Raw genomic sequence first — 15,292 nt, 5'->3', positions numbered from 1 at the left:
CGCAAAAAGCAGAGCAGGCTTTCGGATCGGAAAGCGGCTCTGCCAGCATATCATTTTTTAAACGTTCCTATCTTAATGGACCTGTTCATCGCGGATTCGAACTTGTTCAGCAGGCTGGTTCCCGTCTCGCGGTCATTGGCTTGAATGATAACGGTATCGATCGCGACGCCTCCGCCAGAGACCGCCTGAACCGCATTGGCCGTACTGCTGGACGGAGAGAGGAGAGAGAGTTTCTTGGACATTTCGCCGGCAAAGTTGTAAACGAATTGCAGAGGATTATCCAGGACAACTTCGCCTGTCTTGAGAATGCCTAATTCTTCGTTAGGCTTCAGGGTGCTCTTTATTTTCTCCCACCAGGTTTGAGTCGTGGTTCCAGCTACTCCGACTTCTCCGCCGTCATGGTATAATTTAATTCCATTTTTATACCATATTCCGGTTTTGTCGTCACGCGTTGCTCCAATCTGAGCTCCGAGCCGCAGGTTTTCTGCTGCAATTTCATTTTTTCGGTTCTGATTTGTGTTAGCCGCCCAAGCTTTGCTGTTGCCTTTCATCATTTCGATAATTTCCAGTTCTTTTGCTGTAAAAGAAGGGGAGGCAGGAGAGCTAGGGCTGGTAGTATTGCTGCTATTGTTACTATTGTTGTAAGAGCTACTATTATTCGCAAAAGGGAAATTGAGCAGCTTCTCATACTCGAGTTGGGTATCGTAAAGTAAATTTTTAAGTGTTTGACTTGTTTTAAAAGCATGCCTATCAAGAAAGTCAAAATATATGTCATACTCACCCTGTATTTCATTGAGTGTTGCTTTAACAACAGAAGCATCTTGACTGAGCAGATTTTTCTTCATTTCATAAAAATACTTCTCATTTTCGAGAATATCTTTATATTTTTGCTGCGTTTTCTCTTTCTCGGTATCGATTTTCTCGAGAGTTTCTTTATGAAGGTCGTCTTGATCCTTTTTGATCTTCTCTGTATACTTCTTCCGATCATCCAGCTGATCTTGCAAGCCTTCTTTGGTGAGGGTTCTTTCACGTTCTAATTTAAAGCGCTCGATCTCTTCGTCTGCAGCATCCAACTGCTCCTGTAGTTCTTTTCGTTTCGCTTTGCCTTCCATGGATTGATCCAGGGACCATTTGTTTAGGCTTTCCTGGATCTTTTGCCGCTCTTTGAGTTTTTTCTCCAGTTCAGTTTCATAGTCATCGGAGGCATTCTGACGGTCAAGCAGCTTGATTTGTTTGTTGATATACTCTTCAAACCGTCTGTCTTCCTCATCGATGTTCTGCATGAACGTATCGTGCCTTTTATTTTCCGCTTTGGTCCGTTCCTCGAGAGCATCCAATTCAAGATCACGTTTTTTCTCAATCATTTTCTTGAAGTTGCTGATGATCTGATCGGCGTAGGTTTCTGCTAAATTGCTTGCAGCCTTCTGGGCATCTAATAGAGCTAATTTATTTTGTTTTAAATATTCGTTTAATTCTTCTATTTGCTCATTGGTTAGATCGCCTTGGGCGAGCTTTTGAGTAGTCCAATCTACTTCATCCTGTAAGAATTTGATTTTTTCTTGCAGCAGCCCATTTTGAATTTTAGTTTGCTCGCTATATTCTTTTGTTTCTTCGGAAAACATCGCTTGGGTTTTTTCCGAAATGTCCATCTCATAATTAAGATCTGCCAAAATGTTTTTCTGTTGTTCAAGATAAGCTTTCGTTTCTAATAGTTTTAAAGCATCCAGGGATTCCGTGGTATCTTTAATAGCACCATTTAATGAAGCCATTTTCTCTTCATTAGCCGATAAGGCTTCGGAGAAAACTTTCCATTTGTCAAAGCGGTCTTGCAGTACTTTTTGATCAGATTCGGATGAGCTATTGAATAGTTTTATAAAAGCATGAGATTGTTGGCCAGAGTTATCTAACCAGGAAGACATATCATGCTTTGAGTTGCTCTGCAGTTTATTTCTCTCAGCTTTTAATTTTGAGTTTGCTGTGTTGAGATCTTCGATTTCTTTATTTTGACTAGCTAATAATACATTTGTTTTCTCTATAGCGTCAGCGTAGCGTTTTTCCTCTTCTAATTCTTTAGCTCGTTTACTGATCACTTCATTAAGCTTTTCTCTCGCAACTATTTCTTTATTGATTCCATTAATAATTGCCTGAGTCTCGTCCAGATGCTGTTTATTGCTGCTGGTACTACTTGAGTTTGATTTAGAACTAGATTTCGAGCCAGATGATCTTGAGGTGTAGGAATAAATATCTTTTAATGACTTTTTTGATATTTCGAGTTCTAGCAGTAGTCCTTCTAATTTCTTTTCTTCTTCTTCAATAGCTGCATTATAGCCTATACTTACAGGTGTAGGCCCGTTAATCTTCTCAAGTATTTTAAAAGCTATCATTGTTGCTTTCATTGCCGCAATGCGCTTTTTTGTTTGATCTATTGTTGTTTCGGTTTTCTTTATTTCACTACTTATTTGTGCAGCTTCTTCTTCTTTAATAGCCTTAATTAAACCTTTAATACCATCTTTAGTTAGTTTGGAAATATCGATACGATCACCGTATTTTTCCACAATCTTTTGAAGAGTACCAACAGAAAGATGATTTGTTTGATTTAGCTCATCTTCAGCTTCTTCTAATAATTTGATACCATTTTGGGCATTGGACACATGCTCAGATAGGTATCCCAATAGACCGCTTAAATTTCTTAATGATCCAGTGAAACCAATGACAGCGCCATTATCGTCAAGTTTCGCTTTCAAGTTATAGAAATTATCAGCCGCTTTATCAGCTACTCCAGAGATTTCTCCGATTTTTTTACCTAAAGCATCATATACAGGAAGCAAGTTGGAATCCGGATTAGTAGCTTCTTTAGACTCTTTGATAGAATTCGCCATATGTTTAAAGGCTTGAGCATGTTTTGGATACATTGTTATTAAATCGTCAAAATCACCTGTGTCTAATGCGGCTGCAAGATTAATCTTGTTATCTCTGGCATCTCTGGCAATGTCTTGAATCAAATTTTTATAATCTATTTTTATTTTCTGTGCATTATCTTCTGTAATGGTTGAGGTTTTGATGAAAGAGTCCGCCAAACTATATAGAAATACATCAAGATTCTTATCATTTACGTCAACACTAGCAACCGTTACTTCTCCTAGAGATTGAAAGACCTCTTTGTAATTATTTATCGTATCATCTAACTCATCTTGTTTATTCTCAATTTTACTTGCAATATTATCTGTGATAATTTCAAACCGTTCAGAACTATTTATCAATTCATCTAAGTTAAAATACTTTAGGTTGGTCTTTTTATAAATGAAATAATCGGAAGCGATATTATTATCTTTCAGCTTTTGCTTTACTTCTTTATTTAATTGTCCTAATAATTTGTCATAATTATATGCATCACTAAAGGAATTGTTAGAAGACTCTTTAAGTTCGACCATATTATTGTCTTCAATAAATGATTTTGCGTATAAAGCTATATCTTGACTAGCTGATGCTTTTTTCCATTCTTCTGTTAATCCAGTGATTTCCTTTTTCTTTTTACTAATGTCAGGTAACGATTTTTCAAGAGAGTCAAGTGCTTCTTCTGCAGCAATTTTCTTTTTTAATACAAGTCTTTCCTTTTCAATTTTAAGTAATTGATCTATTTGTTCTTTATTTTTATAAACTGCTTCTCCTTCTGCTGTATAGTGGCTTATAACTTTAGAAGAAATTTTAGCTAGCTCGCCATATGTTGCTAGTTGTTCTTCATGTGAAAGTGTATTATCTTTCAGCTTGATACTTAATTCATCCAGAGTATTAATCTTACTTTCAGTATCTTCAATATTTTGCTTCAAAGAGTCAAAATACTCTTCTTGAGATTCTCCCGCATTCCCAAATAAATTAATGACCTTTTCAATTACAAAACCAAGAGCTGCCAGAGCTAGTCCTACTCCTGTGCTTGCCAATAAGCCTCTTATGGCTATTTTTGCGGTTGTTGCAGATACTCCAAGCGATGTCATGCCTTTACCAAGCGTTAAAACGGCAATCGTAGTTGTTCTAAAGTTTTTACTCACAGTGGCAGCCGAAGTACCGACGATCCCCAGCAGAGTAGGAAGCAAACCAAGTTTATCAACACTAAGTGTTAGCACCTTCATCAAACCCGTTAATACACTCGTTACGCCAATGATGGAGTCGTTGATCACGGCATTTCCCATCGATAAGGCGAGCGTGTCCCAGGCGTTTTTCATCGTTTGGATTCTGGCTTCGAGGGAGTTCATGTAATCGGCATTTTCCTGCATGGCAGAACCCTGAGAGTTGAGGGCGGCTTCGCTTGCTCTTGTGCTGGTGTCATAGTTCTCCATAAGGGAGATGAACCGGGAGAGCTGGGACTGTCCGGCCAACTGCAGTGCGGTATTATACTGCTGCTCCTTGCTTAGATTACTCCATTTGCCGGCCACTTCGTCCAGAACATCAGCTCCGTTTTTCACGTTGCCGTGCATGTCTTTCATGGAAATGCCGATGCTGTTCAGTACCTGTTCAGATTCGCCGAGAGTTGTCAGGCGCGAGTAAATCGTGGTTAGTGAGTTCAGGCTGTTACTTTCGGACTTATGGCGTCCTACGGACTGCACCAATCGTAAATCCAGTAGAAGTGCAGCGGAAACGGTGCTTCCAGGAGTGTCTTTACACTCGACCGCTTCTCACACTATTGCTAGTGTGTTCAGACTATCGCATCATCTTCTACATTCTTAAAGTTAAAGAAGGGAAGATGTCTCGACATTTAGTCGTTCAGGCTGTATTTAAACTTGCCCCTTGTTGTCCTATTTTTGAAAATAGGAGTTCCAAGTCCATTAGTCGAGATTTTCACTGATCAATCACTTGATCAGGCGGCAACGAGTTTACCGATCACTTCACCACTCTCACGCGTAGCTATGGAAATGGCTGTCGTATCACCGATCAGCTTTTCCATGGAAATTCCATAGTTACTGGCCGCAGTACCGGCCTGGGTTAAGCTGCTGGCTAAATCCTGGCTTGTCACGGAGAATTTATTGTCCACGGCATTCAGCCTGTCGGCAATTAGAATGCTGTCCTCCGCTTCAATATTGAACGCGGACATCGCGGCCGTCATAGTCTGGATGGTTTGATCCGGCGTTAACTCCGAGATGTTTTGAAACAGGGCGGCCGTCTTGGAGAGCGCCACAGTTTGCTCCTCGTTATAACCCATGCGGCCAATATCGATCATCAGGCTGTTTACTTCACTAATGGAATGTCCCAGCTCATTCGCCGTTTGAATGCTTCCGCGCAGCATATTCTCGAAATCTGTTCCTTCATTCATCACGCGTTTGAGCTGCGTAATTTGCGTGTCGACCTCGAGTATCGTGCCAATAATATCCTGCATGCCTTGCTTCAAGAGAGCCTTGTTATTTTTAATGAAAGTTTGCGATTGTTTGTAAACAGACTTTAGTGCTTGGCCGAAGCTGCTGCCGACCTTATCGCTTTCTTGTCTATCAATTTCAATACTGATTTTGATTTTCTTCAAAGAAGGGTTTTTTTCGATATTTTTTATAGCTTTGTTCAGCGCGGTGATTGACGGACTTATGTTGATATCGGCTGTAATTAAAATCTTCGTATCATTTGCCATGGTTCTCACTCCTTTAAATAAAAAAATGACCAACCGATGGCCATTTTTACAAACTGTATATTAAAATTCGTCCAGATTCAGTTCTTCAAATTTTGCCGCTAATGCATCGTATTTGAACTGATCGTCGCCTGCGAATTCCAGACCGCAATGCAGCACGGAGTAGGCAACGCTCTTCAGCATGTTTCGGTTGTTGTCCGTAATCCCAACGACGAATTCCTCATTCAGCAAGGGGGCAAGGGACGTTTGGAACGCTTGAAGATCTTTGATGTTGTAACGCTGGACCTCACCCTCCGTAATAATTTCCGGCTGACCATCGCCATCCAATACACAGTGCTCCATCACGAGGTCCAAATATTCTTCCTTATATTGCTGAAAGCGCTCCGCCAAAATTTTAATAAAGCGGGTTCTCATACGAGAGCTAAAATCCAGCAATTTCAGACGGTACAGAAAAGAGATGACATATTCCAGTTCATGAATAAAAAACTTCAAAACGATTCGCTCCTTTGGCATTTAGTTGTTTTGGATCAGAACGTTTTTGATGACGTCTGTATTTTCTAAATTCGCATTATCGATGTAATCCAGCAGTCCGCTTTGTAGCTCTATATTGTCCTGGACCATTTCCTCGTACATGCTGAATTTCTTCCAGATACGTGAGTAGATTTTTTGGATTTCTGTCTTGTCAAAATGCTCAAAAATGGTCTCGGCCAGCTCGCTGTCCAGCATTTTAGTGAAAATATCGACTTTTTCATCAAAGGAATAATCGGTCCGCTCCGTTAAGGTAGAGAAGAATAGCAGAATATGCAGGCTTAAATAATCCATTAATTTGTTCTCTTTCAGCTCGGAAAATCTGCGATTATACTCGGTGATGAATTCAGAGAAATTAACGAGCATTTCATCGATCCGCGTTGGCCTGAAGCAGGTATATACCTCTGTATAACGGCCATCTTCAAAGCTGACCCGATGCAGCTTTTCGTACTTATCTGCATCTTGAACCAAGTTATCTAACGTTAGCTTCGTATTTTTTACTTTTTTCGATTTGGTGGATTTCTTGCTGCTAGCTGCAGTTTTGATTGCTTTGCTTGTATTGGTGCTTGGATTGGTGCTATTAGCCGCCTCGATTGTTCTAGTTGCTGCGGTTGTTTTGGCCGTTGTAGACGCTTTAGTCGCAGTCGACGCCATATAAATCATCTCCTAGGTTCATATTCTGCTTAAGCAGTCATTGCTATTAAAATAATGTGATGAGCTGTTTTCTTTTCATCTGAAAATGAGCAAAGGACGCATTCACTAGCTTTGAGATGAGAAGAAAGGAGGGAGGAGGGGGAAGCCCCCCCTGAGTCCTTATGCCAAATCTTCCTCATCGTAAATCCGCATCACGTACAGATCGTGGGAGTCGGCTGGCTTCAATGCCTCCATCGGAATATCAAGTGGAGAAGGTTCTCCATCTGGCTGCATATTGAGGTTCCAGTTATCCTCGATCTTTGCATTATCAACCGTAATTTGAGCTGCATAGTCCTTTTGAAGATGGTAGTCGCGCACCAGAACGTCGAGTACAAGCTTGAAGCTGCCTGCGAATTTATCGGAGGATGCGCGGATTTCCTTCGTATCCGGGCTTGCCGCTGTTTCGTAGTAAACGATGATTTTGCTTTGATCTGGAATTTCGCCGCTTGCGAAGGAAACCGTCTTGCCGCTTACGGTATAGCTGTTCGATGCTGGTGCTGAGGCGACATATTCAAAGGCTTTGCCTACCGTTCCGTCCGCATAGAGCAGGTTCACGCTAACCAGTGCTCCGCTGCTAGCCGGCGTATATGTAAGTGTAGCGGCATCTCCATTCACTACGCATACTTCATTTTTAATGACATTCTTCGCACTGGAAGTGACCTCGTTGCCAAGCAGCATGCCCAGCATTTCGTTGGAGAACAGGGCATCCTGCAGTACGAACCTTGCAGAACGGCCACCCGAGAAGCCAACCAATTTAGGATTGCCGCTGCCGCCTACGGCATATACCGTTTCAGCGGTGTTCTCAATGTTAGACATTTTCAGTGTGTCGATTTTAAGCTTCAACTTCCCTGTTTCGATATCGAAAAATGATGCTGTTGCAACGTCCCGTACTGCCCATCTATTTGTAACTGCCATAAAAAAATTCCTCCTAATAAATGATTTTTGTCCAATTGATTTCTTGCATATTAATCTTTTTTGCATCGATATTGCCGGTATAAATGCCAGTGACGACGCTGTTGTAATGATCGATATTTTCAAGCCGGTAATAGCCGTCATAGAACTGATAAATACTTAGCTCGAAAATATTATGGATGTTTATGCCGCTGGTCGATTTCCAGGACAGACCCGATATGATGCTGTGCAAATTCATGACCGGTTTCTTGGCAGGCTTGTTCGCCTTGCCCTTCATCAGCTTCTCAATCATTTCTTTGGCTTTGGAATTGCCAGGATTGTAGTTTTCCTTGTCGTCGGCTAATTCAGCTTTGTTGGCGATTTTCACAATTTCCTGGAAACGTTGAAAATTGCCTTCGTGTAGGGTCATCCCATCTCCTAGGTTGAAATAGGGAGCCTCCTCTGCATCTACAAGCTCGATCTCTTTTTGTAATAGAAGTTGGATCCCGTTGGAAAACGAATTTCGGAAGTGATCGTTCTGCATGAAGAAATAACACGCCAGCACAAATCCCGATTCTGGCACTTCTCCCAAGCCGGATATCCGTGACTTGTCAAACAATAGAGACGACAGGGAGTCCATGTAGCTGCTGTACCCCAGCTTAATGACATCTCTCAGCTTCGGTGAGCGAATATGGCCGATATCTGTGACAAACACCGGTTCATTCGCCAGCAAAGCCAGATGAATGTCTTCTTCAAGGGTCATTTCGGCGGCTCCATCCCTTCCGATTGATTCATAGTTAAGCACCTCCTTAAAAGCTAAATATTTATTTAAAAGGAATATTCCAATTCCTATCACTAATACAAATTTGGCCCGATTCTGTTAAAGTCCTGATGTATCAACGTTTAAGAGAGTTTTCCATCACTTCACGAACACACGTTCCCTTATTTTCTTCATGCTATTGCGCTGCCACTCCTTTTGTTTTGCCTTGGAGCATTCGCTGCAGTACTTCTTGCGATTGGAGGTTTGTCGAAGCAGGATGCCGCAGCTGCAGCAGCTCATGATCTTATCACCCCGCCACTCCAAGTAGAGATAGATGTAATTTCTGAAATCTCGCACAATGATTCCTGCTGTGTCCTGATCCTCCGCAAACAACACTCTTTTGCTCAATTTTTTGGTGTTCAAGGTCGGTTCAATAACGCCGAGCGTCATGAGATCATTGACGAGTAGGCCCTGCTTGACGTTATTCGCCGTGATCTTGGCATCTTTGAATATGTCGCTTCGCGGCGTGTTCACCCAATAGGAGTCATTGCCGTTCATCTTGTTGAAAATTTTGCCGTACACCAAATAGACGAAGGTCAGCTTTTCATGAACGAGACTATTCAGACTCTTGATATGTTCCAATTCTTTATTCGTTATGACGACTTCCGTGATTTCTAGAAGCGAATGATGTTGTTTTTCAATCGTTTTGACCCACCGGTCCAAAGTATCCTGCCACTTAACGCTGTTGAAATGCGGATAATGGTTCTCCATGAAAAATTCAATCTCTTCGCGAACCTCCAGCCGATTCATACCAAGCGAATAGTAGTGTTTAATCAAACAGGTAATCGTTTTAGAAGTTTTCTGATGAATATAACCTTCTGTCAGCGCCTGTTGAACCAGCTCTTTTTCGTTAATGATCAATTTCATGCGGGTTCTAGCTCCTTATCATCAAAATCTTTTAAATTTACGGTTTCAAGCGAAAACAAACTTCCGCCGAAGGAAAGGCTGCCATACCGATCCAAACGTGGATAAGTGATGGTATGACCTTTTCTCTCGAGCAGATTGCATAGGATCTGATCGCTGCAAATGTCCCAAACGATTTGTTTGGTCGTATTTTTGCTGTAGCATAGATCCAATAGAATATTGCATACATCTTCTGTGTTGCTGCACTTTTCATATACTTCCTGCTTGAAGGATTGCTTGAACATCATTCTGGCGGACTGAGCTTCATCTTCCGTCATTCTAGCTTTCCTGGCTGAGAGGACATGGCTTTTAACGCTTTCCTGATAATTCTCCAATACTTCGGATAATTGCTGATAGGTTCTTTTGGAATAGGGCTTCGCTGTTTTGTAAATGCTGTAGTCAAATTCTGCATTAGAAGCGGTTTCCTTCGTGCGGTCGAATACGTCCTCAACCATTCGGCACAATCTGTTCATGACGGACTCGGTGATCGAGAGGGGCATATAGTCATAGTAATTTTGTAAAAATAATTGCTCGTCGTCTGTCCGATCCTCTTTCACCATAAGCTCGCTAAGGCTTACTCTGAATCTTTCCATACAGTTCATTTCATAGGCTTTAACATGGCCGCGATATTGTTTTTGCAGCTCGGGATAGATGTATCCGAAAAAATAAGGCTTCTTATCGGCGAGGATGCGCAGATTCATCTCCCGATCCTTTGAAGCGTCGGCGGCATGGCGGTCATACCACTCTTTGGGCATGTCCTTACTATTGATGCCTTTCGTTTTATCGATCGCATTCTGCTGATAATTTTGGCCGCATTGAATGCGGTAGGTTAATGTTTTATATTCTTTGCTGTCTTTGGGAAATTTGGCGCGGACATCGAACATGGACGTAATCCGGTTTGTGACTTTGCCGATTTCGTCGCCGAAGCTGTTTTTATTTGCTTGGATCGCGTCTTTTTCGGTTACGATCTTTTTCTCGGCGATTTTCTGGACGCATACGATAGCAGGTAATCTCTCGATGCTGTCCAACAGCACCTTGTTATTGGTAGTAAGGACGGCGTCACCGTCCTTGTCCGCTCCATTCAGAGCGTGGGTGGTGGTGTCCCATGAATTGAAAATCGTGACCGTATTCATATATTTGTACCAGTAATTCATTTCCGGTGTATTTTTCAATTGCAGAATTGTTATGTTTTCCGCACAAGTCATCGGCGCCCTGAAGCAGGCGACCTGACTGACGTTTCTGTCATTCCAGTATGCCGAATAGAAGGAGCCCGCTGGGAGTAGTCCCGTAACCTCCATTCCGAACATGCTCTGACAAAGGCTGAAGGGATCGCCTGAGATGGTAGAAAAATTTCCGGCTACTTTTATTACGCCGACCTTGGCGTCGTTCATTCTTTTCTTGATCATTCCGTAAATTTTGTTCCTTATGAACGGATCATGAATGATGCTTGGATCAGCCATCAGGGCCTTGGAGAAATCATTGCCTTTCTTATGAAAAGTATCTGCTGTAATATCTTTGCCGTTTAAAAACAAAATGCTCTTGTAGGGATCCAGCCCTAAAATATCATTGATTTCATTCAGGGTCGGCGTAATTAGCGTTCGAATTTGCTCGTCGGATAGATCCAGGGACTGAATGAACTGGTAATTAAGGTTTCGTTCATCCTCCAGCGTTTCCGGCGTCACTTTGGTTACGCTGAAGGTATAGTTGTTTTGCCGGCAGTGATGGAGATAGTGCTCAAGATGATCATAGGAATCCCATAACTTGAGCATGGAGGCCGTCAGAACAACTTCAGCCTGACGGATGTCTCTTTCATGTCCCCAAACATCCATTACGATATAGCTTTCAGCTATTTGCTCCGCAAAAGCGTGGAAATCGAACGTAAACAGCATGCCTTTTGCAAAAGCATTTCTAATGCAAAAGCCGCTAGGGATATAATTTTCCCCGAGCTGCTTGGCCCATTTTTGGCTAAGGGAAGGGAGGATCAGTCCATAACCATCGCTTTCGTTCAGTTTGATATCATAATTTTCTTTGTATCTCATTTTTGGAAACTTCTTTGTGACCGAATCGTCAATTTCAATGACATTGCTGAAAAACGAGGTTTCGCAATCGTTGACGACCAGAATTCCATTAGGATGGGGCACGGGTGTACTCGTACTGCATACTAAAGATTTGTAAGCTTCAAGTCTGGCAGGGACAAAAGGTTTGTTCATATTCCTGCCGTTATCAATTCTTCTCATTAGCTCGTCGTAGATGTCACAATTCACAAACACAACGGTACTATTCTTTGCTCCGCTTGTTGTTGCCAGCAATCTTCGATATTTTATGCCATTGATATAAAAGCCTTTTTTGCTGTTTAAGCGGTCATAGTCCTGATTGTTGTCCATAACGACGCTTAGGTAACTTGAAACGAACGAGGCTTCGTACAATTTTTTATATAAGGACCTGATCTTGTTTTTGTTAGCCAGATTGTTATCTTCTATTTTTAAAGCATGGATTTGCTCTCTGATGCTCAATATGTATGGATCTTGATTTTCTTTATGTTCTATTTCCAAAATAAACCGCAGCGCGGTACTATCCGCCAATGCTACGATTTCTTCGTTTTTCATTGCTTCATCAATCGAGAGGGTAAGATTCCACTTGGCTTTCCGGAGCCTGGAGGAACGAATTTTAAAGACGTATTTTAAAGAAGCTGATGGTTTGGCCAATATAATTACCTCCTGCTGCATAACGATCCTCTGCCGTAATAATAATGATTTCCTGCATGTCTTCATCAAAAATTTCGGATCTGTCGTCGATTTCGCCGTCGTAATAAAGGTCTTGCCAGCTTAGTCTGGAATGTCCGCGTCTCATCCAAATCACCTCCCCACGGAAAGGCACAATAGCGCTTATTCGTACTTGTAATCATAATGATCCTCCCATGATATTTTTCATTTTATAAGAGAAATAAGCTTGTCCTTTAATCATCTAAACTCATTGGCCGTCAGCACATGGCCATGGCACTTGAACATCTAAAGTGATGTCCGAAGACGTGGAACGGTTCCGTGGAACCCCTCCTTATTACCGAAATGGTATTATCGTTGAACAAGCTTGCGGCGACTTTTAAGAGTCTTTCTTTAGTAGGTAGGTATACAGGAAAGCATGCGCGTAGAGTGGTTTTCCCGGATTTGTACCATGTTTTCTGTTTTTTCATATTGAAATCTCAACTCCATCATGTTTTAATAAAAAGTAACCCGATGTTACCAATAAGGTAATACTAGCATGGATATTTTTAGATAGCAAACATATGTTCCCATTCACGGCAGATTCTGATCGGAATATTTATGAGGTTCTTCGCATGGTGCTATCGGAAATTTGAAGGCACATTCATTGACTTCGTTGCGCGGCCTGAATAATGAGGAGTATCTGAATACCGATGAGATCAGCAAGTTTTACGCATTTTCTGAATAGTGAGGGGTTTTTAGTTACCGGATGATAAGTGTGGAATATTTAATTACTAGAAGAGCATATCGAATTAGTGAGCTACAACCGCAATCGCAATTATTACCGGGAAAAAGGTCAGTATGTCCTTGTACCTATTGAAAACAATGGCTTGAAAATGATGGCTGCAAGAGATATTCTTTTTCTCAAACACTCTAAAAAAGGCAAAGCATTTATTTACACTGCGGTTGAAATAATCGAGCATTCAACAACGGAACCTTTGTAAGTATTTCATTTATATTTTGATATAAAGTCCTTGTGAGCCTAGAACTATTTCACGTAAATGTAATCTGATAAAAATGAAAATTGAATTGATATAAAATCATAGGGGGTATTCGATGTATAACTGTGTGCACTGCGGCAGTGTTTTTTTGCGGAAGAAAGATGCGGAAGAATGCGCCGGTAAAGAAGTGGAGGCGCCGATTATTGAAGTAGGCAAATTACTAGTAGATTACTCTTATAATCAGGAGACAGTAATACGATGCTTCAGTGTGAGGAAGACAGGACACAGCATATCGTATTTATTTGAATGGCTTGAACCGGAAGAAAATAAGTGGAAATACGTATTTACCGTACACAGCAATAAAAGTTTACAAGATCACTTTTCGGAGCAAATATGATAAGAGAGTCAAGTGAAAAGCGGGGTTTTGCAAGGTGGGCTGTACATTAGCGCCTTGCTTTTTAATTTTTTTGGTGGTAACATCTAAACGAAGTCATTTATACTTCAACTGAGTAAGTGAGTTAAGAAGACAATTAAATATTCTAACGTTAACTTCGGGGCAGGGTGAAATTCCCTACCGACGGTGATGACTGCTTCTAGCTCAACAATATGAGCTGAAGGAAGTACAAGTCCGTGACCCGCTTGCGCTACATATGAAGCATGCGGCTGAGCCGGTGAGATTCCGGGACCGACAGTATAGTCTGGATGGGAGAAGGAAACGCGCAGGATATATGACGTAACTTAAACGAGTATATCCAACTCATGCAATCATAAATTTCAAGTACCATTTTTCACAAAGTGCGCTCAAATTGGGGCTCGTTATGAAGCTCTATTTGTGCCAGCTTAAGATACTTGAGAAAGGATATGATCGATAACGGCAAATGGGATCTTGTTGTTACTAGGCCCATTCGTTCGTTTCGTTTGCGATATCCATTTATTGCTTACTGCGTATATCACTCTCATCAACCCCATCGGATTGGCCGACGGGGTTGTTTCTATTGCTGACAGCGGAGGTGGGAAAATTGGAGATCATTAATGACGAATACTACATGAGGCTCGCACTCGACATGGCGAACAGGTCTCAGGGACAAACCGGCATTAATCCGGTCGTCGGAGCCGTCATTGTGAAGGATGGTGAAGTGATCGGGCTAGGCAGCCACTTGAAGCGCGGAACCCCCCATGCGGAAGTCCATGCGCTTAATATGGCGGGGGAAGCGGCAAATGGAAGTACAGTGTATGTCACGCTCGAACCGTGCAGCCATTATGGAACGACGCCCCCGTGCAGCGAAGGGTTGATCAAGGCCGGAGTAAGCCGCGTAGTTGTGGCGTGCGAAGATCCAAATCCTCAGGTTGCGGGAAGAGGCATTGAGCTGCTGCGGCGAAACGGGATTGAAGTACACATCGGTGTACTGCGGGATGAGGCGATCAGGCTGAACCGCAGGTTCATCAAGAACATTACGACCGGACTGCCGTATGTCACGATCAAAACCGCCAGCACTCTGGATGGGAAAATCGCTTCGAGAAGCGGAGACAGCAAATGGATTTCCAACGAACAATCGCGTGAACTCGTACACACGATGCGCCATCGGCACGATGGAATTATGGTCGGCGTGGATACGGTGATTGCCGATGATCCGTCTTTAACGACGAGACTGACCGTACCAGGCATTTCTCCGGCGAGAATTATCGTCGACTCTACTCTTCGCATACCCGACGAAGCCAAAGTGCTCCGCGACGGGGCTGCACCGACGATTGTGCTGACTACGGAGAGGGCTGCGGCAGAGAGACGGGCAGCTGTTTCAGAGCGGGGAATTCAAGTGATCGTTTGTGGTGAAGGTCCGCAGGTGGATCTTCGCTCCGGATTGCAAAGGCTTAGCGAGCTCGGGATATGTTCCCTTCTTGTCGAAGGGGGAGGTCGGCTTAACGGATCGCTGCTGCAAAACAAGCTGGTCGATGAAGTAGCTTTGTTTCTGGCACCTAAAATTATTGGCGGATTGCATGCACCGGGCAGCTTTGTGTTCGAAGGTTTTGACCTCATGGCGGATGCGGTTGCCTTAAGCGATTTGTCCGTGGAGCAAATCGGCGACAATGTTTGTATTACGGGATATCCTGTCTGGAATGCCAAGTGAAGTGAAATGAAGTGAAGGGTTAA

12 protein-coding genes and 1 riboswitch are annotated in these 15,292 nt (G+C 42.4%); of the genes, 3 read left to right on the top strand and 9 right to left on the bottom strand.

Translation table 11 applies throughout. From position 1 onward, the window contains the following. Positions 1-50: 50 nt before the first annotated feature. From G358_RS0119820 to G358_RS33520, 9 genes are all read right to left on the bottom strand, one after another. Positions 51-4,601, bottom strand: a complete 4,551-nt coding sequence (locus tag G358_RS0119820) for a hypothetical protein (RefSeq protein ID WP_020722886.1) — start codon at positions 4,599-4,601, stop codon at positions 51-53. Between the two features lie 251 nt (positions 4,602-4,852). Then, the gene (locus tag G358_RS0119815) at positions 4,853-5,611 is read right to left on the bottom strand and encodes a phage tail tape measure protein (RefSeq protein ID WP_020722885.1); all 759 of its coding nucleotides are present in this window, start codon (positions 5,609-5,611) and stop codon (positions 4,853-4,855) included. Between the two features lie 60 nt (positions 5,612-5,671). After that, the gene (locus G358_RS0119810; protein ID WP_019638996.1) at positions 5,672-6,100 is read right to left on the bottom strand and encodes a hypothetical protein; all 429 of its coding nucleotides are present in this window, start codon (positions 6,098-6,100) and stop codon (positions 5,672-5,674) included. 21 nt (positions 6,101-6,121) lie between these two features. Next, positions 6,122-6,790 carry a hypothetical protein gene (locus tag G358_RS0119805; RefSeq protein WP_019638995.1) on the bottom strand — a complete coding sequence of 223 codons (669 nt, stop codon included), beginning with the start codon at positions 6,788-6,790 and terminating at the stop codon, positions 6,122-6,124. 159 nt (positions 6,791-6,949) lie between these two features. Next, the gene (locus tag G358_RS0119800) at positions 6,950-7,744 is read right to left on the bottom strand and encodes a hypothetical protein (protein ID WP_019638994.1); all 795 of its coding nucleotides are present in this window, start codon (positions 7,742-7,744) and stop codon (positions 6,950-6,952) included. Between the two features lie 13 nt (positions 7,745-7,757). Continuing rightward, positions 7,758-8,483 carry a hypothetical protein gene (locus tag G358_RS0119795; RefSeq protein ID WP_019638993.1) on the bottom strand — a complete coding sequence of 242 codons (726 nt, stop codon included), beginning with the start codon at positions 8,481-8,483 and terminating at the stop codon, positions 7,758-7,760. 156 nt (positions 8,484-8,639) lie between these two features. Next, a complete protein-coding gene (locus G358_RS0119790) occupies positions 8,640-9,407 on the bottom strand; it encodes a hypothetical protein (RefSeq protein WP_019638992.1) in 768 nt (255 codons plus the stop codon). Further along, positions 9,404-12,148, bottom strand: coding sequence for a hypothetical protein (locus G358_RS0119785; protein ID WP_019638991.1), 2,745 nt, complete (start codon positions 12,146-12,148; stop codon positions 9,404-9,406). Before G358_RS0119785 ends, G358_RS0119790 begins: the two co-directional genes overlap by 4 nt. Then, positions 12,111-12,293, bottom strand: a complete 183-nt coding sequence (locus G358_RS33520) for a hypothetical protein (protein WP_019638990.1) — start codon at positions 12,291-12,293, stop codon at positions 12,111-12,113. The genes G358_RS0119785 and G358_RS33520 overlap by 38 nt, the downstream gene beginning before the upstream one ends. A 664-nt stretch (positions 12,294-12,957) precedes the next feature. Here G358_RS33520 and G358_RS0119775 point away from each other — a divergent pair. From G358_RS0119775 to ribD, 3 genes are all read left to right on the top strand, one after another. Further along, complete coding sequence (locus G358_RS0119775; protein WP_019638989.1) at positions 12,958-13,146, top strand: hypothetical protein; 189 nt, start codon at positions 12,958-12,960, stop codon at positions 13,144-13,146. 112 nt (positions 13,147-13,258) lie between these two features. Next, positions 13,259-13,540: a hypothetical protein gene (locus G358_RS0119770; RefSeq protein WP_019638988.1), complete on the top strand. Its 282-nt coding sequence runs from the start codon at positions 13,259-13,261 to the stop codon at positions 13,538-13,540. Between the two features lie 146 nt (positions 13,541-13,686). Continuing rightward, a riboswitch (FMN riboswitch) is annotated at positions 13,687-13,861 on the top strand. A 301-nt stretch (positions 13,862-14,162) separates the two neighbouring features. Then, the gene (ribD, locus tag G358_RS0119765) at positions 14,163-15,269 is read left to right on the top strand and encodes a bifunctional diaminohydroxyphosphoribosylaminopyrimidine deaminase/5-amino-6-(5-phosphoribosylamino)uracil reductase RibD (RefSeq protein WP_019638987.1); all 1,107 of its coding nucleotides are present in this window, start codon (positions 14,163-14,165) and stop codon (positions 15,267-15,269) included. Positions 15,270-15,292 lie beyond the last annotated feature (23 nt).

The organism is Paenibacillus fonticola DSM 21315 (assembly GCF_000381905.1).
Lineage (GTDB): Bacteria > Bacillota > Bacilli > Paenibacillales > Paenibacillaceae > Fontibacillus > Fontibacillus fonticola.
Note: the sequence above shows the minus strand (reverse complement) of the source record. Positions and strands in the feature narration are given on the sequence as shown.

What these genes read in the sequence shown, in the direction of transcription:
- G358_RS0119815 (WP_020722885.1), bottom strand. Translation starts at nt 5,611, where the DNA reads ATGGCAAATGATACGAAGATTTTAATTACAGCCGATATCAACATAAGT.
- G358_RS0119805 (WP_019638995.1), bottom strand. Translation starts at nt 6,790, where the DNA reads ATGGCGTCGACTGCGACTAAAGCGTCTACAACGGCCAAAACAACCGCA.
- G358_RS0119800 (WP_019638994.1), bottom strand. Translation starts at nt 7,744, where the DNA reads ATGGCAGTTACAAATAGATGGGCAGTACGGGACGTTGCAACAGCATCA.
- G358_RS0119795 (WP_019638993.1), bottom strand. Translation starts at nt 8,483, where the DNA reads ATGACCCTTGAAGAAGACATTCATCTGGCTTTGCTGGCGAATGAACCG.
- G358_RS0119790 (WP_019638992.1), bottom strand. Translation starts at nt 9,407, where the DNA reads ATGAAATTGATCATTAACGAAAAAGAGCTGGTTCAACAGGCGCTGACA.
- G358_RS33520 (WP_019638990.1), bottom strand. Translation starts at nt 12,293, where the DNA reads ATGAGACGCGGACATTCCAGACTAAGCTGGCAAGACCTTTATTACGAC.
- G358_RS0119770 (WP_019638988.1), top strand. Translation starts at nt 13,259, where the DNA reads ATGTATAACTGTGTGCACTGCGGCAGTGTTTTTTTGCGGAAGAAAGAT.